This is a genomic window from Neobacillus sp. NPDC058068, from assembly GCF_042885335.1.
GTDB lineage: Bacteria > Bacillota > Bacilli > Bacillales > Cytobacillaceae > Neobacillus.
In genome coordinates this window covers 1-25481 of sequence record NZ_JBHVSI010000003.1, presented here as the reverse complement: position 1 = coordinate 25481, position 25481 = coordinate 1, and the positions used below count along the sequence as shown (strand labels likewise).

21 protein-coding genes and 1 riboswitch are annotated in these 25481 nt (G+C 41.5%); of the genes, 5 read left to right on the top strand and 16 right to left on the bottom strand.

Annotated elements, in window-relative coordinates; translation table 11 throughout:
* Positions 1-160: 160 nt before the first annotated feature.
* Positions 161-1324, top strand: coding sequence for a GntR family transcriptional regulator (locus tag ACFVSW_RS04555; RefSeq protein WP_387312772.1), 1164 nt, complete (start codon positions 161-163; stop codon positions 1322-1324).
* 68 nt (positions 1325-1392) lie between these two features.
* Here the strand turns inward: ACFVSW_RS04555 and ACFVSW_RS04550 are convergent, their stop codons facing one another.
* The 12 genes from ACFVSW_RS04550 to ACFVSW_RS04495 form a co-directional block, all read right to left on the bottom strand.
* Complete coding sequence (locus ACFVSW_RS04550; protein WP_387312769.1) at positions 1393-4509, bottom strand: efflux RND transporter permease subunit; 3117 nt, start codon at positions 4507-4509, stop codon at positions 1393-1395.
* A 149-nt stretch (positions 4510-4658) separates the two neighbouring features.
* Positions 4659-7016, bottom strand: coding sequence for a glutaminyl-peptide cyclotransferase (locus ACFVSW_RS04545; RefSeq protein WP_387312765.1), 2358 nt, complete (start codon positions 7014-7016; stop codon positions 4659-4661).
* A 364-nt stretch (positions 7017-7380) separates the two neighbouring features.
* Positions 7381-8124: an amino acid ABC transporter ATP-binding protein gene (locus tag ACFVSW_RS04540; protein ID WP_387312762.1), complete on the bottom strand. Its 744-nt coding sequence runs from the start codon at positions 8122-8124 to the stop codon at positions 7381-7383.
* A gap of 18 nt (positions 8125-8142) precedes the next feature.
* Positions 8143-8913, bottom strand: a complete 771-nt coding sequence (locus tag ACFVSW_RS04535; RefSeq protein ID WP_387312760.1) for an amino acid ABC transporter permease — start codon at positions 8911-8913, stop codon at positions 8143-8145.
* A 76-nt stretch (positions 8914-8989) separates the two neighbouring features.
* On the bottom strand, positions 8990-9784 hold the full coding sequence (locus ACFVSW_RS04530; protein ID WP_387313416.1) for a transporter substrate-binding domain-containing protein: 795 nt from the start codon (positions 9782-9784) through the stop codon (positions 8990-8992).
* Between the two features lie 199 nt (positions 9785-9983).
* Positions 9984-10165: riboswitch (Lysine riboswitch) on the bottom strand.
* Positions 10166-10304: 139 nt separating this feature from the next.
* A complete protein-coding gene (locus ACFVSW_RS04525) occupies positions 10305-11774 on the bottom strand; it encodes an aldehyde dehydrogenase (protein ID WP_387312757.1) in 1470 nt (489 codons plus the stop codon).
* 11 nt (positions 11775-11785) lie between these two features.
* Positions 11786-12235 (bottom strand): RidA family protein, encoded by a 450-nt coding sequence (locus ACFVSW_RS04520; protein WP_387312755.1) that lies wholly within the window; start codon positions 12233-12235, stop codon positions 11786-11788.
* Positions 12232-13242, bottom strand: coding sequence for an amidohydrolase family protein (locus ACFVSW_RS04515; protein ID WP_387312752.1), 1011 nt, complete (start codon positions 13240-13242; stop codon positions 12232-12234). The genes ACFVSW_RS04520 and ACFVSW_RS04515 overlap by 4 nt, the downstream gene beginning before the upstream one ends.
* A gap of 28 nt (positions 13243-13270) precedes the next feature.
* Positions 13271-13822, bottom strand: coding sequence for a 3-hydroxyanthranilate 3,4-dioxygenase (locus tag ACFVSW_RS04510; RefSeq protein WP_387312750.1), 552 nt, complete (start codon positions 13820-13822; stop codon positions 13271-13273).
* 284 nt (positions 13823-14106) lie between these two features.
* The gene (locus ACFVSW_RS04505; protein ID WP_387312748.1) at positions 14107-15594 is read right to left on the bottom strand and encodes an aldehyde dehydrogenase family protein; all 1488 of its coding nucleotides are present in this window, start codon (positions 15592-15594) and stop codon (positions 14107-14109) included.
* A gap of 57 nt (positions 15595-15651) precedes the next feature.
* Positions 15652-16443: a cyclase family protein gene (locus ACFVSW_RS04500; protein ID WP_387312745.1), complete on the bottom strand. Its 792-nt coding sequence runs from the start codon at positions 16441-16443 to the stop codon at positions 15652-15654.
* Positions 16440-18191 carry a thiamine pyrophosphate-requiring protein gene (locus ACFVSW_RS04495; RefSeq protein ID WP_387312743.1) on the bottom strand — a complete coding sequence of 584 codons (1752 nt, stop codon included), beginning with the start codon at positions 18189-18191 and terminating at the stop codon, positions 16440-16442. Before ACFVSW_RS04495 ends, ACFVSW_RS04500 begins: the two co-directional genes overlap by 4 nt.
* A 219-nt stretch (positions 18192-18410) precedes the next feature.
* Here ACFVSW_RS04495 and ACFVSW_RS04490 point away from each other — a divergent pair, with 219 nt between their 5' ends.
* Positions 18411-19037 carry a Crp/Fnr family transcriptional regulator gene (locus tag ACFVSW_RS04490; RefSeq protein ID WP_387312740.1) on the top strand — a complete coding sequence of 209 codons (627 nt, stop codon included), beginning with the start codon at positions 18411-18413 and terminating at the stop codon, positions 19035-19037.
* Between the two features lie 43 nt (positions 19038-19080).
* On the opposite strand, the gene ACFVSW_RS04485 is transcribed toward ACFVSW_RS04490, so the two are convergent.
* The 4 genes from ACFVSW_RS04485 to ACFVSW_RS04470 all read right to left on the bottom strand — a co-directional run bounded on the left by ACFVSW_RS04485 (position 19081) and on the right by ACFVSW_RS04470 (position 23136).
* Entirely contained in the window at positions 19081-19719 is a 639-nt protein-coding gene (locus tag ACFVSW_RS04485) for a Crp/Fnr family transcriptional regulator (protein ID WP_387312738.1), read from the bottom strand.
* A 49-nt stretch (positions 19720-19768) separates the two neighbouring features.
* A complete protein-coding gene (locus ACFVSW_RS04480; RefSeq protein ID WP_387312735.1) occupies positions 19769-20566 on the bottom strand; it encodes an arylamine N-acetyltransferase family protein in 798 nt (265 codons plus the stop codon).
* Between the two features lie 100 nt (positions 20567-20666).
* On the bottom strand, positions 20667-22028 hold the full coding sequence (locus tag ACFVSW_RS04475) for an MFS transporter (protein WP_387312732.1): 1362 nt from the start codon (positions 22026-22028) through the stop codon (positions 20667-20669).
* A 361-nt stretch (positions 22029-22389) separates the two neighbouring features.
* On the bottom strand, positions 22390-23136 hold the full coding sequence (locus ACFVSW_RS04470) for an IclR family transcriptional regulator (protein ID WP_387312730.1): 747 nt from the start codon (positions 23134-23136) through the stop codon (positions 22390-22392).
* Positions 23137-23411: 275 nt separating this feature from the next.
* On the opposite strand from ACFVSW_RS04470, the gene ACFVSW_RS04465 reads away from it, so the two are divergent.
* Genes ACFVSW_RS04465 through ACFVSW_RS04455 form a run of 3 tightly spaced genes read left to right on the top strand, consistent with a single transcriptional unit; the run spans position 23412 to position 25233 of the window.
* On the top strand, positions 23412-23597 hold the full coding sequence (locus ACFVSW_RS04465) for a tautomerase family protein (RefSeq protein ID WP_387312727.1): 186 nt from the start codon (positions 23412-23414) through the stop codon (positions 23595-23597).
* A 16-nt stretch (positions 23598-23613) separates the two neighbouring features.
* Complete coding sequence (locus ACFVSW_RS04460) at positions 23614-24405, top strand: 2-keto-4-pentenoate hydratase (protein WP_387312724.1); 792 nt, start codon at positions 23614-23616, stop codon at positions 24403-24405.
* Positions 24406-24447: 42 nt separating this feature from the next.
* A complete protein-coding gene (locus ACFVSW_RS04455) occupies positions 24448-25233 on the top strand; it encodes a 2-keto-4-pentenoate hydratase (RefSeq protein WP_387312721.1) in 786 nt (261 codons plus the stop codon).
* The last annotated feature ends 248 nt before the right edge of the window (positions 25234-25481 follow it).

The window sequence follows — 25481 nt, the reverse complement described above, 5'->3', positions numbered from 1 at the left end:
TAAAAAAACAATAAATATTTCCAAACCTATGCCTAAGGTACTAAAAAATATAATACGAACGAACTCCTATACTTTTTTTCGTAATTGTGGCATAATCAAAAAAGGTTTATTCGTACGTATGAGTTGTTAAATTAGCGTACAAGTTGAAAGCGGTGATATAGTGGCACAACAAACCAAGCACAGTATGGTGAAGGAAAAAATAAAAGAATGGATTACAAGTGGAGTTGTAAAACCAGGGGATAAAATTTATTCTGAGAATGAATTAGTAAAAATGTTCAATGTAAGTAGACATACAGTTCGCTTAGCAGTCGGGGATTTAGTGCACGAGGGATGGCTTCACAGGGAGCAAGGTGCAGGTACATTTTGTTCAAATCGCTTGATAGAAAGCAAAGTGCAAAACAAGAAAACAGCTGCTAATAGCAAAAATATTGGTGTCATTACCACATATATTTCAGACTATATTTTCCCGTTTATTATTAGGGGACTTGAATCATATTTAGCGGACCAAGGTTATTCTTTAACTCTGGCCGCGACAAATAACGATATAGAAAAAGAAAAACAGTGTTTACAAAATATGTTAAGTAGAAATATCGATGGTCTGATTGTGGAGCCAACAAAAAGCAGCAATTTTAACCCAAATGTAAATTATTACTTAGAGCTGGAACAAAAGAATATCCCTTACTTAATGATTAACCAATACTACCCTCAATTGCATCCTCCCTATATTATTGTAAACGATGAACAAGGAGGATTTATTGCAACGGATCATTTAATCAAATTAGGTCATGAGAAAATCGTAGGCATTTTCAAGACTGATGATTTGCAAGGCGTATACCGAATGCAAGGTTTTATTCGTTCATTTAGAGAGAACAATATTCCCTTCTTCCCGGAAATGATTCTTACCTATTCCACTGAAGACAAAGAGGGTCTTCAGGAAAAAGTTAAAAACTTCCTATTAGCCTCTAAAAATAAACCGTCAGGAATCATTTGTTATAATGATCAATTAGCATTATTAGTTCTAAATGTATTGAGAGACTTAAAAATTAGAGTTCCCGAGGATATATCCATTGTGGGGTATGATGATTCCTATTTAGCTGAAGCTTCAGAAGTAAAACTAACTTCTATTAAACATCCCAAAATTGATATGGGCATTGCAGCCGCAAAATGGATTATCGCCGCAATTGAAAACAGAAACGAAGAAGATGCCCATCCAAAATCAATTGTGTACGAACCTGAACTTGTGATAAGAAACTCCACATCCTCATTGAAGATTGCTGAACCGAATGCAAAACATTCTATCGAAAACAAACAAGTACCTCGTTGAAAAGGTACTTGTTTGTTTTTCTATAGATCTTTCTTTGTTCCCTCCACACAAGAGAAATTGCCTGATCTTTACGCTGAAACTTGTTGCGGCTGACGGATCTTTGGATTACTCCTCTTTACACTTAGCCATTCATACATAATGGGTATGAGTAGGAGACAGATAAGAGTCGAACTAATCATGCCGCCTACAACGACAACCCCGAGGGTTTGCGATACAAGTGTGTTTCCATTACTTGAGGCAGCTAAGGGAAGTAAGGTCAGAATCGTCGTCCCCGCTGTCATGAACACCGGTCTCACCCTTGTAGCAGTTCCCAAGAGGATTGCCTGTCTCGCTTCCATCCCGGCAGCAAGATTCCGTTCAATTTTATCGACAAGGACAATTCCGTTGGTGACAGCAATACCAGCAAGCATCAACATTCCGATTAAGGCAGCAAGATTCCATTCCATTCCGAGAATCACCATGCCCCAAACAGACCCAATCAATGCCAACGGAATACAGATTAAGACGGCAGCCGGTGCATGCCAGCCGCGAAATACCGCACTGACAATCATCAGAACGAGTGCAAGTGACAGGATGAGAGCGAGACTCATTTCCATCAGCATTTGCGTGACTTGCTGAGAGATTCCGCCAAGCGAATAGTCAACACCAGAAGGAAGGTTCAACCCATTCATGGTTTCGTTTACTTGTCTCGTTACCTCGCCAATGTCCCTGGTGATAATATTACCGGTCACGGCTGCAAATGGACGGCCATCCCGTTCACTGATCACCGTTTGGCTGCTCGTCTCAAGCGTAGTAATTTCCGCCAGCGACACCTGTGAGCCATCCTTGGTGGTAAACATTTCGTGTCCGATTTTTGAAAGAATCGTTTTTTCCGGATTAGGGTCACCCGCCGGTACGAGTTGACCTTTAGCAGTGTCCATTTGGAGCTCAATAGGAACCTCTCCATTGGCAACGTCCAGTCTTACATTTTGAGGTAAATAGCTATTAATACGCTTCGTAACTTCATCAACATTCAGACCTAAGCCTTGAATTTTCTTCTGATTAAGGGCAAGAAAATGTTTCATTGACTCATCGGCATCATTTGCCGTTCCTTCTACACTTAATCCTGGAATCATCTGCAGTTTACTTCTTACAAGGATTGCAGCTGAATCTAGTTCACCTTGGTCTGCCCCTGTTAAAATCACCTTTAAACGCGAATCGTCGCCAGCAATATTTTGATTGGCAACGGTGAAGACAGCAGATGTTGATAACGCTCCAAGCTGTCTGCGCAATTGTTTCACGAATACGTCTGTGTCCGTTTGTTTCTTGATGCCAACAGCAATATTGGCGATATTTTGCTTTTGAATCCAGCCGCCGCCTTCATCAAACACATCGTCAAACATCGGCGTAAACGTTGAACCAAGAGTAGAAGTAAAGGTTTCAACTTCAGGTCTATCTTTTAAAATGGTTTCAATATTTTTTACTTCAGCATCAATATCAGCAAGCTGGGCTTTCTCAGGAAGCTCCACCTGAATGGTCACACCATTAGCATTTTCTCTTGGAAAAAAATTCACTGGCAGGAAAACAGCTATAGCAGCTGTAATTGCAAATAATGCCAAAGTAAGGGTCACAATCACTTTTTTCTTTGAAAATACCCACTGAAGTACCTTTTGTGCTTTCATCTCCATGTCAACTGACTTCGTAATCAGCTGTTTTTTCCAACATAAATAGGCTAAGGCAGGTACGACTATAATGGAAACCGCCAGTGAGGTGACAAGGGCAATGACAACGGACCAAGCAAATCCGGAAAAAGCAGAACTAATCATCCCTCCGATGAGCGAAATAGGCAGAAACACGGCCACCGTAGTTGCAGTGGAGGAAACAATCGCAGGTATCATTTCTACGACCCCGCTCGCCAATTGCCGCGCCGTTACCTGGTTGTTCGATTCTTCCATTTGTTTTCTATACATATTATCAATCACGACAATCGAATCATCGACCACGCGCCCCATCGCGACGATTAAACCAGAAATGGTTAAGATATTCAAACTGACATCCATCGCTTTCAGAATAGCAGTTGCAGCTAGGAGGCAGATGGGCAATGATAGGGCAATGATTAGTGTTGAACGGATATTTCTAAAAAAGACAAATACACAGATGACGGAGAAGACAATTCCTAATAATCCTTCTTTGATTAACCCTTTTAACGCAGCATTTATTTCTTTCCCTTGGTCTAGTAAGATAGTGAGATGACCGGCATCCGACTTGATTTCAGGAACGGTTTGGATTCGTTCGTTGATCCGTTCTGTCACATCGGTTACGTTTGCTGAAGGCGTTTTTAATACTTCAAAAAGAACACTTGGTTTTCCGGATGTTCGTGAAATCGTATGTAAGTCTACTAAACTGCTTTTAATAGTGGCGATTTCTTGTAAAACGACTGATTCGCCGTCAGGTGTAGGAATTTTAATATTTTCTAAGTCCGTACTATTAATTTCCCAGCCTGTAACCTGGATTGGCATCGATATTTGCCCTTCCGGTCCGCCGTTTTCTTTAATCGTTCCTTGCGGCCAAATCGGATGCATCGAAGAAAGCGCATCTTGGATGTCTTTCACTGTTATCCGATATTTTTCGATCGGCTCTGGTTTCAGCGTCAACAAGTATCCGGCTTTCCCTGCACCCGTTACACGCACTTCGCTTACTCCAGGAACACGTTTGATTTCATTTGCCACTTTATCTTGAACCAATGTACGCAATTGATTTTCATCCACTTTTTCACTTGTCAAACTTAAGCGCAGGACGGGAAACGAGTTCGTGCTGACCCGTGAAACGAGAGGTGTATTCACATGGTCTGGCAAGTTGATTTTTCCAACAGCTGTCTGAACTTCGGCTTCTGCCTTTTCCATATCCGTATGGTTCGGGAAGTAAAGGCTTGTCATGAGACCACCATCGAAGGAGTTGATTTCGATGTAGCTAAGCTTATCAACAGATTGAACCGCTTCCTCCACTTTTGCCGCAACCGTTTGTTTCACCTGCTCAGCTTGATAGTTATCTGCTTGAATCGTGACCATAAGAGCCGTGTTGTTAATTGGCGGCAGATAATCACGCTGCATCTGAAAAGCAGACATCGCCCCCCAAGTAATAATCAAGGCGACACATGTTAGAATTAAAACCGACCGTTTCATTGCTGCTTCAATAAATCGATTCATGGAAAAATAAACCTCCTTATTTAAGTAATAAATGAATAAGAACTGGAGCTGGACAAAAATTTTGCAAAAATGGGTGACCCAAAGAGTTGTACCGCCCCCGCATTTGCGAGGTCACTAATTTCACTTTGCGTCACCCGATTCATCATGATTTAATTCGTCTTTTTTTCTCCAGGATACGGTTTATCTCCTTTTGTCGCTTTCCACAGAATCTTGTTCAATTTTTCAGGGTTTGCATGATCAACCCCTGTAAAGTCCAGTTCTGCAGATTCCTTTGCCATTGGCGCGTTTGCCCCATTTTTCCGATCAAGCGGATAGGTTGGTTCAATCACCTTAAAAGGGGTAAAGGCTGGCTTATGGGTAAACGAATTGACCATTGGAACAGCCGAGGCATCGAATTGTGTCATCGGCTTCATGCCCAAGATCATTTCCATCGTCCGCAGCATGGAGGTTGTATCATAAAGGGTACTGTCCACCTTGCCTGTTTGCGTATACGGGCTGATCACGAGCGATGTTGTGCGGTGGGCATCCACCGAATCCCAGCCATTCTGGGCATCATCCTCTGTGACAAAAATGGCTGTGTCTTTCCAATATGGGGAGTGGCTGACCATATCGACAAGCTTTCCAAGCGCATAATCGTTTTGAGCGACCATCGCTTGCGGCGTTAGTTCTCCTACCTTTGTTCCAAGCGTATGATCGTTAGGCAGGCGAACGATTTGCAGCTGTGGCAGATTCCCGTTTTTTACGTATTGCTGAAATTCTTTTGCCCACGCATCATATCGCGTGAGATCGGAAATTTTAAGATCATAGGAAGGAAAGTCCGGGTCAAAATTATTGCCGATACTAGGCTCGTTCGCAACGTATTTTCCTGTTTTTTTGTCATAGTTGACGAATTCCCCATAGTTTCTGAAGGTTACACCTGATCGAGCAGCATTTGTCCAGAGGAATCCTGCTTTTGGATAGGCGGCTTCGTTATCCCCTTCAAAGTCATACCCGCGGTTACGCCCGGAATAGTTGGCAAGCCAGTTTTTCTCTACATAATCATTGGACTGTGCCGCTGTCGACCAGTTATGACCCTGGGCACTGATTTCAGCATTCGCATAGAAATTGTCCAATAAGACGAATTGATCAGCAAGTTGATGGATATTTGGAGTAATTTCTTTGCCAAAGATGGTTAAGCTAGGGTCGCCATTTCCTCTTTTCACATCGCCAAATACTTGGTCATACGTGCGGTTTTCCTTAATCACATAAATGACATGCTTGATTGGTGATTCCTGACCTTCAAAGCGCGGGATTGGGAATTTATCACTTGCACTGAAACCAGTAGGCTTATAAATTTCATTATTTTTTTCTACTTGTTTCGTATATTTTTTTAACTGCTTCTCATTAGGAATATCAATTAGTGACATCGTTCCTTCTATCATACTACCGATATACTGACCTTCCCGGTTCGAACCGGCTCCAAGGCCCTTTGCATTCAGTACCATGAGCTTATCGTCATTTAAGTAGACACCGCTTGGATACCAGCCAGTTGGAATTCGTCCATCCACTTCTCCTTTTTTCAGGTTAACAACGGCTACATCGTTCGTACCTCCGTTCGTAACGTAGAGAGTTTTTCCATCTGAGCTTAAGGCAAGTGCATTTGGCTGGCTTCCGGCGGGAGCATTTTTATATGGGCTTAGTGAAATCGTTTTGATTTCTTTTTGTTGTTTAGAGTCAATGACGGAAATGGAATCACTGTCGGAATTGGATACATAGATTTTGCCGTCCGCTGCGTTTTCGATCATCGCATTCGGATGCAGTCCGACGGGAATGGTGCTTTTTATTGTTAACGTTTCCGGGTCAACAACACTGACGCTGCTCTCGCCCCAGTTGCTGACATAAAGGGATTTTCCATCATGGCTTAATTCGGCTGTGTAAGGATTTTTTCCAACAGAAGTAGTTTTTACAATTTGATTGGTGGAAAGATCCACTTTTGAAACGGAATGATGTAAATTATTTGCTACTAACAGGAACTTCCCGTCCTTTGAAACAGATAATCCTGCTGGATAGAAGTTTGTTTTGTTTTGGTCTGTCAGCATGATCGGCGAACGCTCGGTTAACGTTCCGTTTTCAAAACCATAGACGCGGATTTTGTTATTGCCGCCCGCTGATGCATAGACCGTTTTTCCGTCCGGGCTAAAGGCGACCCCTAAATAAAGGGCTTCAGGAGATTTGTAAGGAATGGTCTGAACGACTTGCTGCGTGTTAACATCGACTACTTGAAGGGACTGCTCACCTTGGCCGTCGTTGGAAACAATGAGATAGCGCTGATCAGGGCTTAACACAGCACCCATTGGAAAATCACCAAGTGTCACTTGTGACCCCGGAGGAGTAACCGTCCAGCCATGAGGAGTAATAGCTGTTCCATCTTCTTTAGGACCGACCAATTTGGTGTAACCTGCATATGCGGACGTTGAACCAAGAAGCAATGTAGCGAGCGATGCAGCCATGATCTTTTTGTGTTTCACAATAACATCTCCTTTTTGATTGAGTTTGGTTTACAAAATCAATACTACGCCGCTTTTGTAAATTGGTAGTTAAGGGAAATTAAAGAAATATAAAGAAAATTAGGAGAATATATCGATTGTTATTTATCTTTAGGATGAATTTCCCATTTCTCAGACTAGAAAGCTACGACGATTTTAGTATTATTCAAGAGATTGAAGAAATGAAAAACCACCCTCACATGAACCAGAGGGTGGTAATTTGTTATTTAATATATAAATAGGGGGGATAGGCTTGCTCGGGTGGTTTCCATTTCTTTCAGAACGTTTTCTCCCCTAAAAAAATAGAATTTTACTAAACAGAAACACCACAAGCCGTGCGCTTCTGCTAAATGGTTTGAACTAATGTGCGTTTTAAAAATTCTTTCGTACGCTCTTGTGTTGGCTGATTGAAGATTTGTTCAGGACTTCCCTCTTCCGCAATCACACCTTTGTCCATAAAGACAACACGGTTTGATACTTCTTTTGCAAATCCCATTTCATGGGTGACGATTAACATCGTGAGACCACTGCCAGCGAGCTCCTTCATCACTTTAAGAACCTCTCCCACCATTTCTGGATCGAGCGCCGATGTTGGTTCATCAAATAACATCACATCCGGCTCCATTGAAAGTGCTCTCGCAATGGCGACACGTTGTTTTTGACCGCCGGATAATTGTTTCGGCTTTGCATTCACATATTGATCCATACCCACAACTTGCAAATATTTCATCGCCACTTTTTCGGCCTCTTCACGGGAACGTTTTAACACTTTCATTTGACCAACAGTACAGTTGTTTAACACATTATGATTATTAAATAAATTGAATTGCTGGAAAACCATCCCTAATTTTGTCCGATATGCGGTAATATCATGCTTATTATCTAAAATGTTCTCACCCTGATAGATGATTTGGCCGCCACTTGGTTTTTCCAAAAGGTTAACACAGCGAAGAAGCGTTGATTTCCCCGAGCCCGATGAGCCAATAATACAAACAACTTCCCCTTTATTTACGGTGAAATTAATATCCTTTAATACTTCATGGCTTCCAAAAGATTTACTTAAGTGCTGAATCTCAACTACCTTTTCCATCAGTTTCTCCTCCTTCCTCTACTGGTGACTTTTTGTTTTACGCAGCATATCTTCAGGTGTCTCTACCTGCATTTGGTTGGCATACATTATATAATTGTCCGGACCGTCTAATTTCTTTTCGATGTAGCGGAGAATTCTTGTCACAGTAAAAGTCATAATAAAATACAGCACGCACGCGACGAAAAAGGACTCAAAATACCTGAAGTTATTTCCAGCGATTGATTTTGTCTGGAAAAATAATTCTGATACTGAAATGACGTTAAGAACGGATGTGTCCTTAATATTAATCACAAACTCATTACCTGTTGCCGGCAGAATATTGCGAATCGCCTGCGGCAAGACAACATTCTTCATGATTTGAAAATGGTTCATTCCAATCGCCTGAGCTGCTTCATATTGTCCCTTATCAATCGAAACAATCCCGCCGCGAATGATTTCCGACATATAGGCCCCAGTATTGATCGATACAATTAAGATCGCTGCGTAAATACGGTTCATATCCATACCGAACGCTAAAGCGGAACCATAAAAAATAACCATAGCTTGCACAATCATCGGTGTTCCGCGGAACACCTCAATATATATCGAAAGAATCGCATTGATTAGTTTAAGGAAAATTCTTTTTACTCCTCGTTCAGGCATCGGAATAGTTCGAATAACCCCTATTATAAGGCCAATAAGGGAACCTAAAATCGTACCAATAATGGCAATTAACAATGTGATCCCCGCACCGCGGAGGAACATTGGCCAATTGTTTGAAACAATTTTTATTACCCAATCAAAAGTCATATTTGTTCTCCTTTTATCAAATCTTAGAAAGGATAAAACCGAATGCATCCCCATGCACTCGGTTTCCCACTCATCATTATTGGGCTGCTGGTTGATTTTTTATCGCAGCATCCATAATGCTGGTCTGTTCATCTTCTGAAATGCCCGATAAGATTTTATTAATTTTATCCGTTAATTTACTGTCTTTAGCAACGCCGACAGCGATCGCGGTATCATCATCCGATGTTTTAAATCCGTCATTAAATTCGATCATTTTATAGTTTTCGTTAGCGGACTGGGCACTTACACCTTCTGGGCGTTCGGAAACATAGCCGTCAATTACGCCTGATTCAAGGGCCACCCTCATTGCCGGGAAGTTATCCATCGCCGGCTGCTTATTTACCCCTTTAATCTGGTCAATAACCGAGTAGTGGAAGGTATTTAATTGAGCTGATATCTTTGCTCCTTTGAAATCTTGAATGGAAGAAGCACCATCGAATTTTCCACCTTTTTTCACAACCATCACTAAATTCGATTTATAATAGTTGTCTGTGAAGTCAATCGTCTCTTTGCGCTGAGCAGTTGGTGACATCCCGGCGATGATGGCATCAATTTTTCCAGAAGTTAACGCAGGAACAAGGCCGTCCCATTCTGTTTTAACAATCACTAGCTTTTTCCCTAAGCCATCGGCAATTTTTTTGGCGATTTCTACATCATATCCGCCAGCGTATTCCGCATTGCCATCAATTTTAACACCGCCATTAGCATCGTCCGCTTGCGTCCAGTTAAATGGTGCATATCCTGCTTCAAGACCAACTGTAAACGTTTCTTTCTCCGCTCCACCTTTATCTCCTGAATTGCTCGTGCCACATGCTGATAATAGCAGCATCATAGTTAAAGAGATTCCTATTAAAAAAGATAATTTTTTTCTCGTCAATACTTTCTCCTCCTCTTTTTCTAAAAAAATCTGCCTCCTGTATGTAAGCAAGCGGCATTTTTATTTTTTTCAGGTAATTCGCACAATAAAAAGAGACCTGAGGTTAACTCAGGTCTCGTTATATACAATTACCCTACAGTCCTCTTCTTTCCCCAAATGAGATAGCTCAACTCAATAAACCGGGACGTTTATTGAGACAGTCCTGCAGTTCTTCACTGCAGACCCAGCAAGTAATACGGAGAATATTACAAGCTTCGGCGACATTTCCTTCTCTTTAGAATCATAGCTTCTCAAACTCCACTAAAGACTAATAAATACCGCGCCTCTACCTCACTAACAAAAGTGAGGTCCTATTAAATTATGCTCTGATTTTACATGAACCACTAGAATTTGTCAAGGTAAGGGAACCCATTTATCGTCGATTCTCAGCCATTTATTAGCGTATCGAAAGAGCCCGTACGTAACCAAACAATCGTTATTTCTTCATTGTAATCGTCTTTGCTTCTGTGTAGAAATCGAAGCTGTGGCGTCCGCCTTCACGGCCGATGCCGCTTGCTTTGGCTCCGCCGAATGGCGTGCGCAGGTCGCGGACGTACCAGCAGTTCACCCATAATAAGCCGGAATGCACTTGGGAGGTCACACGATGCGCCCGTCTCAAGTCATTTGTCCACACAACACCCGCCAAACCGTAAATGGAATCATTGGCGATTTGAATCGCCTCTTCTTCCGTTTTAAAGGGAATGATCACTGGTACAGGTCCGAAGATTTCTTCCTGGGCAACCCGCATTTTATTATTTACATCATAAAGAACAGTCGGCTCATAGAAGTTTCCTTCTGTAAGTCCGGCTACGCGCTTACCGCCGTGGGCAAGCTTTGCTCCCTCCGCCAGCCCGATTTGTACGTATTCATCGACCGTTTGTAAATGCCCCTTCGACACGAGCGCTCCCATATCTGAAGACTCGTCGGTCGGATCGCCGACTTTAATGTTCTTCACAGCAGCAACATATTTATCTAAAAATTGGTCATATACCTTTTCTTGAACAAGGATGCGCGAACCGGCTAAACAAATTTCACCCTGGTTGCGGAAAATCGCTTCAATCGAACCAGCAACCGCTTCTTCCAAGTCCGCATCTTCAAAGACGATATTTGCCGATTTACCGCCGAGCTCCAATGAAACAGGGATTAGGTTTTCAGCGGCATTGCGCATCACTGTTTTTCCTGTGTTGGACTCGCCAACAAATGAAATTCTCCGTACCGATGGATGTGACGCCATCACAGTCCCAACCGAACTTCCCGGGCCGGTGATGATATTCAGGACACCAGGCGGCAATCCAGCCTCATTGGCAATTTCGCCAAGTAAAACGGCACTTAATGGCGTATAAGATGCCGGTTTCACCACGACAGTGTTCCCTGCCGCTAATGCAGCAGAAGCTTTCCACGTCATTTGCATGAACGGCAGATTCCACGGAATGATTAAACTGGTGACACCCGCAGGCGCATACTGGACATAGGACATATGATGGCTCATATCATAGTGTTCGTGTACCATGTATTTCGCCATCTCTGCGAAAAAGCGGAAGTTTTGGGCTGCACGGGGGATATCAAATCCGCGGCTTTCCTTAATCGGCTTCCCGACATCTAACGTTTCAACAAGGGCCAGCCGATCGACATTTTCCATGATTAAATCAGCCATCCGGCAGAGGATCTTTGATCGTTCTTCGACAGGCATCTTGCTCCAAACCCCGCTCGCAAACGTGCGCTGGGCCACATCGATGGCAAGCTTGGCATCCTCTACTCCGCCATTGGCAACCGATGCATGCTTTCGATTTGTGGCAGGATTAAGGGAGTCAAACGTTTCCCCTGAGAGTGCTTCCCGATACTCCCCATTGATAAAAAGCTTCGCGTCTTGAATGATGGTATTTTCAGCTACTAATTCTTTCGCCACACCTGTTCCTCCTATTCCTCGATCTCAAGAATCATCTCAATTTCAATTGCGGTATTGTTCGGCAATTGCGCCATTCCCACCGCTGAGCGGCCATGCTTCCCTTTTTCACCAAAAAGCTTCATGAGTAAATCTGATGCACCGTTCATGACTTTCGGCTGGTCGGTAAACTCTTCCGTGCTATTGACCATTCCAAGTACCTTGACGAATTGCTTCACCTTGCTTAATTCACCAATTTCATTTTTCACAACACTTAAAAGGTTTAACATCGATTGTTGGGCGGCTAAATACCCTTCTTCCACTGTTAAATCTCTGCCCAGTTTGCCGTGATATTGGTCCACACCCTGACCAGCGGTGAACAGCAGATTCCCCGTTCTGACACAGCCGACATAATCTCCATGTGCAGGACGTAATGGCGGCAGCTCCAGCCCAAGTTCTTCAAGCTTTTCTTCCGGTGTACTCATGATTTAACCTCTTCCTTTATTTCAATATTTAGAAAGGCAAGGGCATTTCTGCCTAAAATATCCTGTTTTTGCTCTTCTGTAAGCTCCACAGTTTGATCAACAACTTCCCCAGGCGGGATCTCCCTAAGTAAAAACGGATAATCCGATCCCATGACAATTTTTTCATGACCGAAACGATCGACCAAATATTTAATGTTTAAGGGATCATAATTCAATGAATCAAAATAAAAATTCTTCGCATAATAGCTTGGCGGCTTATTTATGACTCTTAAATGCGGCCATACCTTCCAGCCTTGATCAAGGCGCGGTAATATATATGGGAATGACCCGCCTCCATGGGCGAAACAAACTTTTAGTCCAGGGAATTTCTCAATCACACCGCCGCAGATTAAACTAGCGGCAGCAAGAGCTGTTTCACTCGGCATTCCAACAGTGTACATGAAATTATGGCGCGGCATCCGCTCTCTGCCTAATGTTTCCCATGGGTGAACAAACAACGGCACTTCCCATTTTTCCGCCATTTCAAAGAACTTCGTAAAAGCAGGATCATCGAGGTTTTGACCGTTGATATTCGTCCCGATTTCGATGCCTTTTAATCCAAGCTCATGCATGCAGCGGTCCATTTCGCGAATTGAAACCTCTACATCCTGGAGCGGAACCGTTCCAAGCCCGATAAAGCGGTCCGGATACTTTTTCACGGTTTCGGCGATAAAATCATTTTGAATTCTCGCCATTTCCTCCGCTGCTTCTGGCTCAGCCCAATAGGAGAATGTCACAGGAATAGGTGACAATACCTGGATATCCACACCTTCTTCATCCATATCCTTGATTCGCTGTTCAGGATCCCATACCTGATGCGTTACTTCGCGGAACACCTTCCCGGCCACCATAATATTTGCACCGCAGGAACATGTTTTCTCGAGCGTCGGCCAGCGTTCGCCGCCAAATTTTTCTGCGAAGTTGGGAATGTCTTCTGGAATGATGTGTGTATGAAAATCTACTCTCATGCTTTCTCCTCCGCTTTAAAAATATTTCTTATTGATTATTTTTAGGATTCCATTCGTTTACTTCTTCTGACATCACGTGGCCGCAGCTTTCACAAGTACGAAGATCCTTGCTGCTGTTGAATTCTTGAATTGCTCCTTTTACTTGGGTTTCAATATTTGTTAATTGAACTGTTTTACGATGCATTTCACGATCACAGTTATCACAGAACCAAACGAAATCCTCTAGTTCTCCTTTTCCACGCTTGCGTTCAATAACAAGGCCGTAAGTGTCCGCAACACGGTGCGGAGAATGCGGCACGTTTGCAGGAAGCATAAATACTTCTCCTTCCTTTACAGTTACGACTTCACGCTTTCCGTCATTAATAACTTCAACATAGCAATCGCCTTTAATTTGGTAGAAGAATTCATCGGATGGATCGACATGGAAGTCGCGGCGTCTGTTCGGGCCGCCAAGAATCATACAAATAAATTCGGAGTCTTCCCAAAGCACCTTATTATTCACTGGCGGCTTCAGTTGATCCTTATTTTCTTCAATCCATTTCACGAGATTAAACGCATTTAATTTTGTCATCGTAGCCATCTTTACAATTCCCCCAATTTTCAATTTATTTTTCTTAGTAAAGGCTCAAGAGAATTTATCACCCTTACAATTTACTAGGTTTCTATTACCAATATAGTGTAAAAACGCTTTCATAAAAATCGAATTTTTTCATATTGTGAAATTAATTGAATTTTTTTAAAAGATAATTTCCTCTTACAATTTTTAAAAGACAACAAAAAAACCACAACTGTATAAACTATTCCCTAAAGAATAGTTCATAACAGCTATGGTTTGTCTTTGGCGAAAGACCATCAATCGCACAGTTATTTAAAAAATCCTGCCGGCGGCATTTGGTAGGCAACGACAATGGTTTTGGATTGTGTATAGTGGTCTAAAGCTTCTTTGCTGTATTCTCTTCCCACACCGCTATCTTTAAAACCTCCGAATGGAGCACCAGATTGGAAGTTAAAGTATTGGTTAATCCAAACGCTTCCTGCCTCCAGCTTATTTGCTGTGTTTAGGGCATTTTCAAGGTTTTCCGTCATAATTCCGGCAGCTAGCCCGTATTGAACATTATTAGCCATTTCAATAACCTCATCAATATCACTCCAACGAGTTACAGTACATGCAGGACCGAAAATTTCCTCCTGAGCAATCCTCATGTCACTCTCAGCTTCAATGATGGTCGGCTCTATAAAATAGCCATGCTCATTGCCCGGAACCGTTACACGATTTCCGCCGTAAAGGATTTTTGCTCCTTCTTCTCTAGCAATATCGAAATAGCCGAGAACACGCTTGCCTTGTTTCTCATTGATGAGCGAGCTTAATCTGGTGGATGGATCAGTAGGATCCCCAATTTTCACTTCTTTTGCTCTGGCAATTAATTTTTCAACAAACTCATCATAAATATCTTCATGAACGAAAAGACGTGTTCCAAGGACACAGCTTTGTCCATTAAAGAAGGTGTATCCCAATGTTGCATTTTCCACTGCACGATCAATATCTACGTCTGGGAATACGATATGCGGAGCTTTTCCTCCAAGCTCTAATGTGACCGGCAGTAGTCTTTCTCCTGCTGTTTTACCGACCAAACGGCCAACTCCAACGCTTCCGGTGAAAGCAAGTTTGTGAATATCAGGGTGATCGATGAGTGCCTGTCCTGCTTCAGTACCGTAACCTGTTACAATATTCAAAACTCCTTTTGGCAGAACATCTTTCAGTAATTTAGCAAACTCAATCGTAGAAAGACTGGCATCTTCAGCTGGCTTTAATACGACTGTGTTACCTGCGGCAAGGGCCGGGGCCAATTTAAAGGAAACCATAATCATCGGTACATTCCATGGGATGATTTGCGCACAAACACCTAGAGCTTCTTTCTTCACGATGAGATGGCCGTTCTGAATAGGTCTTGAAATTCCTTCGAACGTTAAAATAGCGGAAGCAAAGTAGCGGAATTGATAAATCGCCAGCTTATAGTCCAAATCAAATTCGTGAATAGGGCGGCCGGTGTCCATACATTCGATCATTTTTAGGCGTTCTTGGTTAGCTTCTAGGACATCTGCCACCTTATGAAGCAAGGCGGATCGTTCTTCAATTGGTGTGTTAGACCATTCTTTAAATGCATTGTTGGCCGCTTTTACAGCGAGATCAATCTCTACTTTGCCTCCCCTGGCAATTCTTGAAAGGACTTTTCCGTTTGCTGCGTTAATGGCATCGATGTGACCGTTTGTTGGTTCTAAGAATTCACCATTAATGAACAGACCATACTTTTCTTCAAGCTTAAGATCTACAACCGTTTTAGCTGTTACCATATACAACCTACCTCCAATTTTCTTTCTAATTTTTATAAAAACCCCATAGCAAAAGCTCTATTCTTTTTCAACTAGGGCGATCGCTCGGATTGGGCTTCCGCTTCCATTTTCTATTTTTAATGGATTTATAATTAAGACAGCTCCTCGTGGTGGGAGTTTTTCTAAATTGGTTAATTGGGCAAGACCGTATTTATTGGCTTTATGCATATAGTGGTGATTCGGAAATGGCGGTTCAAATGTGCCTGCGATTCCGGCGTCTGTTCCGACTGTTTCCACTCCTACTCCCAAAATATCCCGCTCTATTGATAGAAATAGGGAGGCTTCTTTGGAAATGCCCGGCGTATGCGGCTGTCCGTCCTCGCCGACATTAAAATACTTTTCGTGATTGCCCATATACTTTGACCATCCGGTATAAACCAATACCCATGAATGCTTAGTTATTTCACCATGTTCTTCTTCAAAGCGCTTAATATCCTCTACCGTCAAACAATAATCAGGGTTTTCATCGACTTCCTTTGTGATATTGATGACACATGCTTCACCTACCATATTTTTCATTGGCATCGTATCTACTCCGTCATGGTCTCTGCCTGAAATCCAATGGATTGGTGCGTCGAAGTGGGTGCCGCAATGTTCCCCGGCGATAAAATCATTCCAGTAAAAATTAGGTCCCTTTTCATCATATTTTGAAATAGGTAAAAACTTAAAACCGCCAGTGTTCGCAAATGGTTCAGGGAGACTGATCACAGGTGTGCTTTCATTTAACAGCTGGGAAAGATCAATAATTTCGATCCGGTCGTTCACAATTCCACTTACGATCTCACCTAAAATATTCGTTTTTATACTCATATTTCGACCTCCATTTTCACATTTCCCTCTTTTGAATAAACATGTGGAATGCTGACATCTACTACAACAGAACGCCCTTCCTTCACCTGCTTGATTCCTTCTTCTAGGGCAGCTTTCAAGTCGGAACGCTCCTGTACTTTGATCGCAAGAGCACCACCAGCAGCTTCTGCGATTTTAGCCAAATCTGCATGCGGATCAAAATTCACCCAAAACTGTTCCATTTCATTGGCTACACCATGTGGGTGAACACCAAGGGTTGAAAGTTTTGGTGCTTTCCATCCTGAGTTGTTAAAAATCACCTGCAAGAATGGCGTGTTATATCGTCTGGCCATCCAATGGACAGTAGATGGAATACTGAAGAAATAGGAGCCATCTCCAGTCAAACTAATAATGGTTTTATCAGGCTTGGCTAATTTCATTCCAATTGCAGCACCGCCATTCCAGCCTAAGGAACCGGCACCGCTGCCATAATAAGAGCCTGGTGTATTGACTTCGATATGATTAGAAACGACGCCATAATTGGAGATCGCCTCATTCAATACAATGGTATTTTCATCCATTACCTCTCTTACACAAGCAGTAAGGTATTCTGGGGTGATCACATCCGTTTCTGTTTCCTCAATCCGGCGCTTTGCCTCCATCTGTCGATCATGAACGGCAGAGAACTTTTTCCAGCGCTTAGATACCGCCTCCTGGTCAGTTGTACATTTTTCCTTCAAATATTGATTGATTTGCTGCAGGGCTGTATAAGAATCCGCTTTAAAAAATCGTTTGGAAGGGATATACCATAAAGGCATTTCTTCCTTTAGGGGATCAATGTCTAGATAATAAACCGTTGCGTTTTCAGACGGCTTATTTTTCGTTTGGATCCATGGAACATCACTGTCTAAAACAAGAACTAAATCAGCTTCAGCGAGTACTTCATTCTGGCCTGGATCATTCCAATAAGAACCGCAATTCATGGGATGATGTGCCGGGAAATTCATTTGATGAGGGATTGACTCGATGACAGGAATGGCTAATTGTTCACTTAAACGGACAAGTTCCTCTACCGCCTTCGTATTTCTCCCCAGATAAGATGTGACGATAACCGGATTTTTTGCTTGCAGCAAATCCTTCGTTAATTCAATAACATGTTGCGGCGAAATGGCTCCAGGTGCAATCGGCTCCCAAAGTTCTTTGTTAAGGGTAACCGGCTCAGTCTCTGCTTCCATGGCTTCACGCGGCCCCATCAAATAAACGGGTCCCATTGGTTCACTTCTGGCAATTTGCAGAGCACGGAACACTAACTGTTTTACATTAGCCCCTGTGCGGATTTCATTATCATACTTGGTATATCCACGCATGATTCCGCGTTGGTCAGACACGTCTTGAATCCAATGAATAAATTCATTCCGGCTTCCAACTAACTCGTTTTCTTGTGTATAGGGAGAAGCGCCCGCAAAAATTAAAACAGGAACCCTGCTCCTGGAAGCATTATGGATGGCTCCACCCATGTTTTGCGTCCCACACTCTACATGAACCAACACAGCCTGAGGGTCACCAGTTGCTTGAGCAAACCCGTGCGCTGCACTTAGAGCAACAAATTCATGAGGGCAGGTGATAACAGTTGGTAATTTCTTATTATCTTTCATTGCCCTTGCCAAACTTTCAATGATAGCCGGGTGATCGCTTCCTAAATTAGCAAAAATATAGGATACACCAGCTTCTTGGAGAGCTTCTAAAAATGCGGTACTAGTTGTATACACAGCAAATCCTCCTTCTAAAATAAACTTCCTTTCGGGCTATTAACCTTTATATCTATATTTTAAAACCTTGATGTCTCCCCTTTAGTTAATGAATTAACATATTTCCAATAAAAATTTAAAATGATGAAATGCAAGCAATTGTTAACGCTTACATATATGATAGGATTATAAGCACATTAATTACCGTACTATTAATTTAGAAAGAAGGAGATAAAATAAATGATTAACAATTTAGTAGATTGGGACTGCCTCGTCCATTATGGACAACCACTCTTTCTTCCCGGAAATTCAGTGCTATTTCGGCAAGGGTATCAAGGTACAGGATTCTATTACTTAAAAGACGGAGAAATTAAAATTAGTATCGTTGGTTATAACGGGGACGAACGGATTATTGACATTGTCTTCACCGGGGAAATACTAGGTGAACATGGTATCCACCATTCTCCTTATATAACAACGGCTGAAGCGATAAAAGACTCAACATTATATTATTTCCCTTCAAAGAACTTCCAGGATTTATGTTTAGAGGTTCCCGAAGCAGTTAATGAAATCAATCGATCCTTAGCCACTAAAATTCGTTTGTTGGTTAACATAAAATCAATTTTAAACGCCTCTGTTGAAATTCAACTAGCCTATTTATTTTATCGATTATACGAAAAAACAAAAAACACGAAAATTTCTCTAAATCAGACCACCCTTTCCAATTTTTTAGGAACCTCTCGGGTAACCATATGGAAAATATTAAACCAGTGGAAAATGGAAAATATCATCCTAATAAAAGACCGAACTATTTTTATTAACGATATCCAAAAGATAACCCGAAAATTAGAGCATTTTTTCGGTTGAACCACCAGACTTCCTTTTGCACAGGGAGTCTCTTTTTATCGCCCTATTTCTTGTCAGGGATTGCTGCAATTTCCTCTATGCGCTGTAAATCGTTAATCGTTATATTCTTATTTCCTACTAAAATAAGCTGATTACTCTCCCACTTTTTAAAAATCTTATAGATGGTTATCCTTGTTAATCCTGTATATTTGGAAATTTCTTGCTGTGTCAAGGGAATATGATTGTTGTATTGCATGCTGATTCTTAACAGATAAACAGCCATTAATTGTTCAGCTGGTAATGACTGTATAAGGAGATTATTTAAGAGAAGGTCTAATTTGGTTCTAAGAGCATCACAAATTAATAGTCTTAAGGCATGATCTTCTTTCATTAAGTCATGTAATTTCCAGTATGGAAGAAAATAGACTACAGAATCCTCAAAAGCCCGTGCAGTAGAAAAATAGGGCTGGCGATCAACCGTCTGCTCACCAAACACTTGGCCGCTGAACATAATATCAATCGTTCTTTCTTTTCCGGTAAAGGTTGTCGTGTAGACCTTTACCACCCCTTTTTGCAAAAAGTAAAATCCTTCTTTTCCTATTGTACCTTCTTTAAAGATCGTTGATTTCCTCTTAAAAAACAGTCTTTCACCATACTTCAGATAATCATCCCAATTGCTTTGATTGGATTGAAGAGTTAACATTCGATTCCGCCCTCCAATTACTTTAGAATTTAAAGAATATTCTATCTTCCTAATCGTGGAAAAGCAAATGATTTTGGACCTGTTTTATCAAATCCGAGGGAAAGTTACGCCGCACTGTTTCAATCAGTTTATCTTCGTTTTCAAACATAATTGTTTCTTCTCGGCCGTCGGTCCACTTTCGATGCTGCCGTTTTTCGTTAATGGATTCGGTGCCATCCTGTAAAACCCGTGCAATTAATAATTCCTTGTTAAAAGGAGAGAGAGGGTTTTTATGAATAGCTCGTTTCATATCCGATAACAGTCTCCAAGGAACGGGTTCCCAATCGAACGCATAGCGTATATACCATTCGTTTTGTTCATTTAGGCATTCCAACACCATACTCCCTTTCTCGGTTTGATGAGTTCGTAATCTAAAGGTCCCAGCAGGAGAAGTAACTGCTTCTGCGTCTAACTTCAAAGGAGAAAGCGCGAGATGACTGCCAAACCCACTGTCAGCAATATATTTTTTTCCATCTAACTGCAAAAGAACAAGTGCATGGGTTTGATCAAGCGCCCATTTTCCGTTATTCACAATTGTACCTGCACCAAGCTTGGCATCAAATCCAATCTCCTGTAAAACAAGTAATAATAGCGGATTAATTTCATAGCAGAGCCCTCCACGTTTCTGCAGGACCATCTTTTGGATTAAATATTCAGGGGAGATGTCTGTTTCAATTCCATTCATGACATCTGTATTCTCAAACGGGAACCATTCTGCAAACTGGCGTAAAACAAACGCAGCCTTTTCTACAGGTGTTTGGATTTCAAGTAATCCATTTTCTTTTAATCTCTTAATCAGTTGTTCCATCTCCACCATCCTTTCTAGGTTTCTTAATAAAAAAGTAAAAAAAGGGACAGTTCATTACTTGCCCCTAATTCGTTACCATCTGTGGATTATTTATATTTTATTAAACTTCCCCATGTATGCCTTTTGGAATAAATATGACGGCTATCGCCGCAATAGTCCCGGCAAGGGCAAAAACATAGAAATTCATCGTAAGGTTAAAATTCCAGCTAATGATCAAGCCGGCTAAAATAGGTCCTAAAATGGCCCCAATCCGTCCAAATCCAAGGGCCCACCCAAAAGCAGTTCCGCGAATTTTCGTACTGAAATATTTGGAAATATAGGCATTTAAGATTAAGGTTGTTCCAATTGTTCCGAATCCAGCAACTCCAACCAGACCATAAACAACCAACATTGATGATTTGACACTTAGTAAAGCAATGGAAATACCCGCTAGTAAATACGAAATAATAATAACCTTTTTAGATCCCCATTTATCTGCCGCAACACCGGCTAAAATAGCCCCAACAGCCGCTGAAAAATTCAGCATCAACAGAAATCCAATACTTGAACCGAGTGGATAGCCCGCACTTCTCATCATTTGCGGCAGCCATGTAGTTAAACCGTAAATCGTGAATAAGCCCATAAAAAAGGTAATCCAAAAAAAGATGGTTGGTCGAATGTTTTGTCTGCTAAAGAGCTCTGCAACCGCATTGTTGGTCTTACTTTTTGCTTTCTTTTTTTCTTTCTTCGCAGCTTCCTTTATGTTTTCAATGGAAATATTATATTTGTTGGCAATCCGTTCTGCATCTGCAACTCTATTTTTCACGACAAGAAATTCTAGCGATTCAGGCAAAAATTTGAGAATAAAAGGAACTGCTAAAATCGGCAGCGCGCCAATCCAAAACATGACCCGCCATGAATGATCTGCCAAGAATAGGATGGAAAAGAAAGCCGAAAATACACCGCCCATTGCATAGCCTGTATACATGATCGCATACATCAAGGACCTCCGTTTAATAGGAGAATACTCAATGGTTAAGGCTGATGCTGTCGGAATAACACCGCCTAATGCTAAACCTCCAATAAAGCGAATGATTCCAAACAGTTGAGGAGTAGGTGCTAATGCCGCAAAGATCATGGAAATGGAAAAAATGGTGATACAGAGTGCCATCACTTTTTTGCGGCCAAAAATATCCGTAATCGTACCTGAAATAACGGCCCCTATCAACATTCCAAAAAGGGCATAGCTCGCAATAGATCCGGCCATAGCGGGCGATAGCTTCCATGCAGGATCATCCAATATGGCAGGAAGAACAGCACCATAAATCGCCAAATCATATCCTTCGGAAAACATTGCAAACCAACATATGGCCACAACAAGAAATGTAACCTTAGGGATGGTACGTCCTTCTAAACTTTTTTTCGGTAAATTAGGTTCGCTTCCTGAAGGAATGGGACTTACGGATTGTGAAGATAAATCCATCTTACGATCTCCTTTCTTATAACACCTTTTACATACATGTACGAATTGATTAGCCTTCCATGAGCCTTAACAGCACAATATTGAAAAGATACATTACCTAAAGCTTCTCTCTAATTTTTATCACTCTCCTCGAAAGTTGATAGAGGTCAACCCTTCGTTCATGATTGTAAATGCAAATCCAGCAGCTCATTGTAAACTAATTAACATAATGATGATTTATTTTTTTGAAAATTATATATATTCAGAAACAGAGGAAAAATAAAAAAACCATAACTGTAGCTATACCCAAAGAATGGGTTTACAACTGCCATGGTTTAAATTCGGCAAAAAAAAGGTATTTGCCTCTAACACGACTATTTGCCTAAATTTCAATATACCCCAGCTCTTTTGAAATAGAGTGTGCGGTGCTTTTCAAACTGCGGATAATCATATCACGATTGCTGCCCTGCATATAGGACGGAGGACCGACTAAATTAACGGCTGCGATAATTTCGCCTGAATAGGAGAAGATCGGTGCGGCCACTCCATACATGTCATCCGAATTTTCACTATTGCTGATCGAATAGCCTTTTTTACGGATTTCCGAAAGCTCCTTTTTCAATTGGTTAATATCTGTTATCGTATTTGGCCCCTCATGTGACAAGCCCCTGTTTATCGTCTCCTGTAAATAAACAGAATTATAAGCCAACAGGACTTTTCCAGAGCTGGTCGCATAAGCCGGCTTCCTAGATCCGATATAGGTTTGAATTGGTGTAGATTCCTCTGAAGACACCCTTAATACAAAAACAACCGTCCCTTTGTCAAACATCGCAATATGGACAGTTCCTTTAAATCTAAGAATCAATTCTTTTACTATCGGCATTGCCTTTTCATACACATCCTGCTGAAACATCACATGATTATTCCATTCAAGGACTCTCCAGCCAAGTCGATATTTTTTCTTTTGATCTTTCATCAATACACCTTCATCACACAATGTCGTGACGATATGGTGTGCCGTACTAACATGTAGCCCTAATTTTTCAGCGATTATGCCAATCCCTAATACAGGTTCTTCATTAGAAAAACAACTGATAATTTGGCATGCCTTTTTCACGGACTCAATCATAGTAGATTCGCCCCTTCAAAAAAAATCATAAAATGATAGCATTAATAACAAAATAGTTAGAATTATATTAAATTTATTATAAGGAACTCCCTTTTCATAAGCAAGGGAACCTTTATGAATAGAAATCAGTTAATTTTCAAAATTGACTAAAAATAGGTTGACTTTACCTATTGTGTTTAATTTATAATAGAAGTATCAATATTTAAGAACGACGTTCGATATTATCGAACAGAGGAATGTTTTTCTATTCCTCTTCATGATTTGAGGTGAAATAAATGCCAGTTGTTCAAATTACACTCGTGCAAGGACGAGATAATGAAGTGATTGAAACTTGTATAAAAAATGTGGCCCGAACGGTTTCGGAAAGTTTAAATGCACCCATCGAATCTGTTCGTGTGATTGTAAATGAGGTTCCGGCAAATCGTTTTGCCATCGGCACCAAACTAAAAAGCGAAAGATAAAAAGGAGAGAGTTCAAGTGACTGTTCAATCTAGTAAAAAAACGGAAGAATTTGCTCTTCTTCTCCGCATTGCAGAGCAAAATAGAGAAGGAATATCCCCCTTGTCAGCTGACAATCCTGATTTAACCATTGATGAAGCTTATCAAATCCAGCTGATCAACATTCAGGAAAAGCTGAATCAAGGGCAAGTCATTACGGGGAAAAAGATCGGTCTTACCTCAAAGGCCATGCAGGATTTGCTTGGGGTAAACCAGCCTGATTATGGTCACCTTCTAAATGGCATGGAATATAAAAATGATTCTATTATTCCAGCAAATATCCTTTGTCAGCCTAAAATCGAGGCAGAAATTGCCTTTAAGCTGAAAAAGGATTTAACAGGCCCTAATATCACGTCCTTTGATGTGCTCCTGGCAACAGAATATATTGTCCCTGCTTTTGAAATTGTCGATAGTCGTGTCCAAGACTGGAAGATTACCATTGAGGACACCGTTGCCGATAATGCCTCTTCCGGCTTATATGTCCTTGGAGATCAAAAATTTGCAGTTTCAGAGGTAGACCTCGCCCAATTAGGGATGGGCTTATATAAAAACGGTAAATTGGTGAATACTGGTGTCGGTGCAGCAGTCCTTGGACATCCTGCTAATTGTGTTGCATGGCTTGCTACAAAACTAGCAGAATATGATATTCCATTAAAGGCTGGGGAAATCATCCTTTCAGGTGCCCTATCCGCAGCAGTCGCCGTCAACCCTGGAGACCAATTCACAGCCCGATTCGCAGGGTTAGGAGAGGTATCGGTGAGCTTTAGTTAAGACGTGTTCGGATCATGAAAAACTATTAATGAGGTGAAAACGGTGGAAGCAACAAAAATACATTCCCTTGCTGAATTTCTTCATCAAGCAGAACTGGATAAAAGAGAAGTAACTAGAATTACTGCAGAAAATCCTGAGCTGACGGTAGAGGATGCATATAAAATCCAAGATGAAATCATCAAAATCAAACTGGAAGCAGGCCATAGCATTTTTGGCCCAAAAATGGGTCTGACAAGTGAAGCAAAAATGACCCAAATGAACGTTACAGAACCGATCTTCGGGTATGTGTTTAATTATATGAAAGTTCAAAACGGCGGCAGTATCTCTGTCAGCCAATTGATTCATCCGAAAGTAGAGGCGGAGCTGGCCTTTGTTTTAAAGAAAGACTTAGAAGGAGAAAATTTATCGGTTGAAGACGTCTTAGATGCAACCGAGTACATTTTCCCTGCCTTAGAAATCATCGACAGTCGGTATGAAAACTTCATATTCACTCTTCCCGACGTAATTGCCGACAATACGTCCGCTTCAAGAGTGGTTCTCGGGGACAGCTTACGTAAACCTGAGGATTTCCAATCCGATTTAGTCGGTGCAACCATTTTCATTAACGGCGAAGCGAAAGCCTTCGGAACCAGTTGTGCTATATTAGGGCACCCTGCACTGTCTATCTCGATGCTCGCAGCTATGCTCAGCCGGAAAGGAAAATCACTGAAAGCCGGTGAAATTATCCTAGCAGGTTCCCTTACCGAAGCGGTCCGTTTTAACGCAGGCGACTACATTTCCGTCAAATTTGACGGAATGAACGATGTTAGCTTCCATGCGGTAGAATAGTTTCTTCGTATAGACGGTATAACTAGTGAAGCTTTTAAAACTAGCTATACTGTCTTTATTTTATTTGGAGGGATTTTACCCATAGCGCAGGACTTGCTGCGGTTTTGGAATATAAATTTATGACAGATTAAAAAAAGGCACAGCCAGCTGAATTGAACTGCACCCCGTCAAGTAGACAGTGGAAATAATAAAAATGATCTAAGCGGCTTTAGCTCTATATTCCATAGGGCTAAGGCCGTTTAGTCGTT

What these genes read in the sequence shown, in the direction of transcription:
- ACFVSW_RS04480 (WP_387312735.1), bottom strand. Translation starts at nt 20,566, where the DNA reads ATGGAACAACTGATTAAGAGATTAAAAGAAAATGGATTACTTGAAATC.
- ACFVSW_RS04470 (WP_387312730.1), bottom strand. Translation starts at nt 23,136, where the DNA reads ATGATTGAGTCCGTGAAAAAGGCATGCCAAATTATCAGTTGTTTTTCT.
- ACFVSW_RS04475 (WP_387312732.1), bottom strand. Translation starts at nt 22,028, where the DNA reads ATGGATTTATCTTCACAATCCGTAAGTCCCATTCCTTCAGGAAGCGAA.
- ACFVSW_RS04530 (WP_387313416.1), bottom strand. Translation starts at nt 9,784, where the DNA reads ATGATGCTGCTATTATCAGCATGTGGCACGAGCAATTCAGGAGATAAA.
- ACFVSW_RS04505 (WP_387312748.1), bottom strand. Translation starts at nt 15,594, where the DNA reads ATGGTAACAGCTAAAACGGTTGTAGATCTTAAGCTTGAAGAAAAGTAT.
- ACFVSW_RS04490 (WP_387312740.1), top strand. Translation starts at nt 18,411, where the DNA reads ATGATTAACAATTTAGTAGATTGGGACTGCCTCGTCCATTATGGACAA.
- ACFVSW_RS04485 (WP_387312738.1), bottom strand. Translation starts at nt 19,719, where the DNA reads ATGTTAACTCTTCAATCCAATCAAAGCAATTGGGATGATTATCTGAAG.
- ACFVSW_RS04510 (WP_387312750.1), bottom strand. Translation starts at nt 13,822, where the DNA reads ATGGCTACGATGACAAAATTAAATGCGTTTAATCTCGTGAAATGGATT.
- ACFVSW_RS04535 (WP_387312760.1), bottom strand. Translation starts at nt 8,913, where the DNA reads ATGACTTTTGATTGGGTAATAAAAATTGTTTCAAACAATTGGCCAATG.
- ACFVSW_RS04500 (WP_387312745.1), bottom strand. Translation starts at nt 16,443, where the DNA reads ATGAGTATAAAAACGAATATTTTAGGTGAGATCGTAAGTGGAATTGTG.
- ACFVSW_RS04550 (WP_387312769.1), bottom strand. Translation starts at nt 4,509, where the DNA reads ATGAATCGATTTATTGAAGCAGCAATGAAACGGTCGGTTTTAATTCTA.
- ACFVSW_RS04465 (WP_387312727.1), top strand. Translation starts at nt 23,412, where the DNA reads ATGCCAGTTGTTCAAATTACACTCGTGCAAGGACGAGATAATGAAGTG.
- ACFVSW_RS04540 (WP_387312762.1), bottom strand. Translation starts at nt 8,124, where the DNA reads ATGGAAAAGGTAGTTGAGATTCAGCACTTAAGTAAATCTTTTGGAAGC.
- ACFVSW_RS04520 (WP_387312755.1), bottom strand. Translation starts at nt 12,235, where the DNA reads ATGAGTACACCGGAAGAAAAGCTTGAAGAACTTGGGCTGGAGCTGCCG.
- ACFVSW_RS04515 (WP_387312752.1), bottom strand. Translation starts at nt 13,242, where the DNA reads ATGAGAGTAGATTTTCATACACACATCATTCCAGAAGACATTCCCAAC.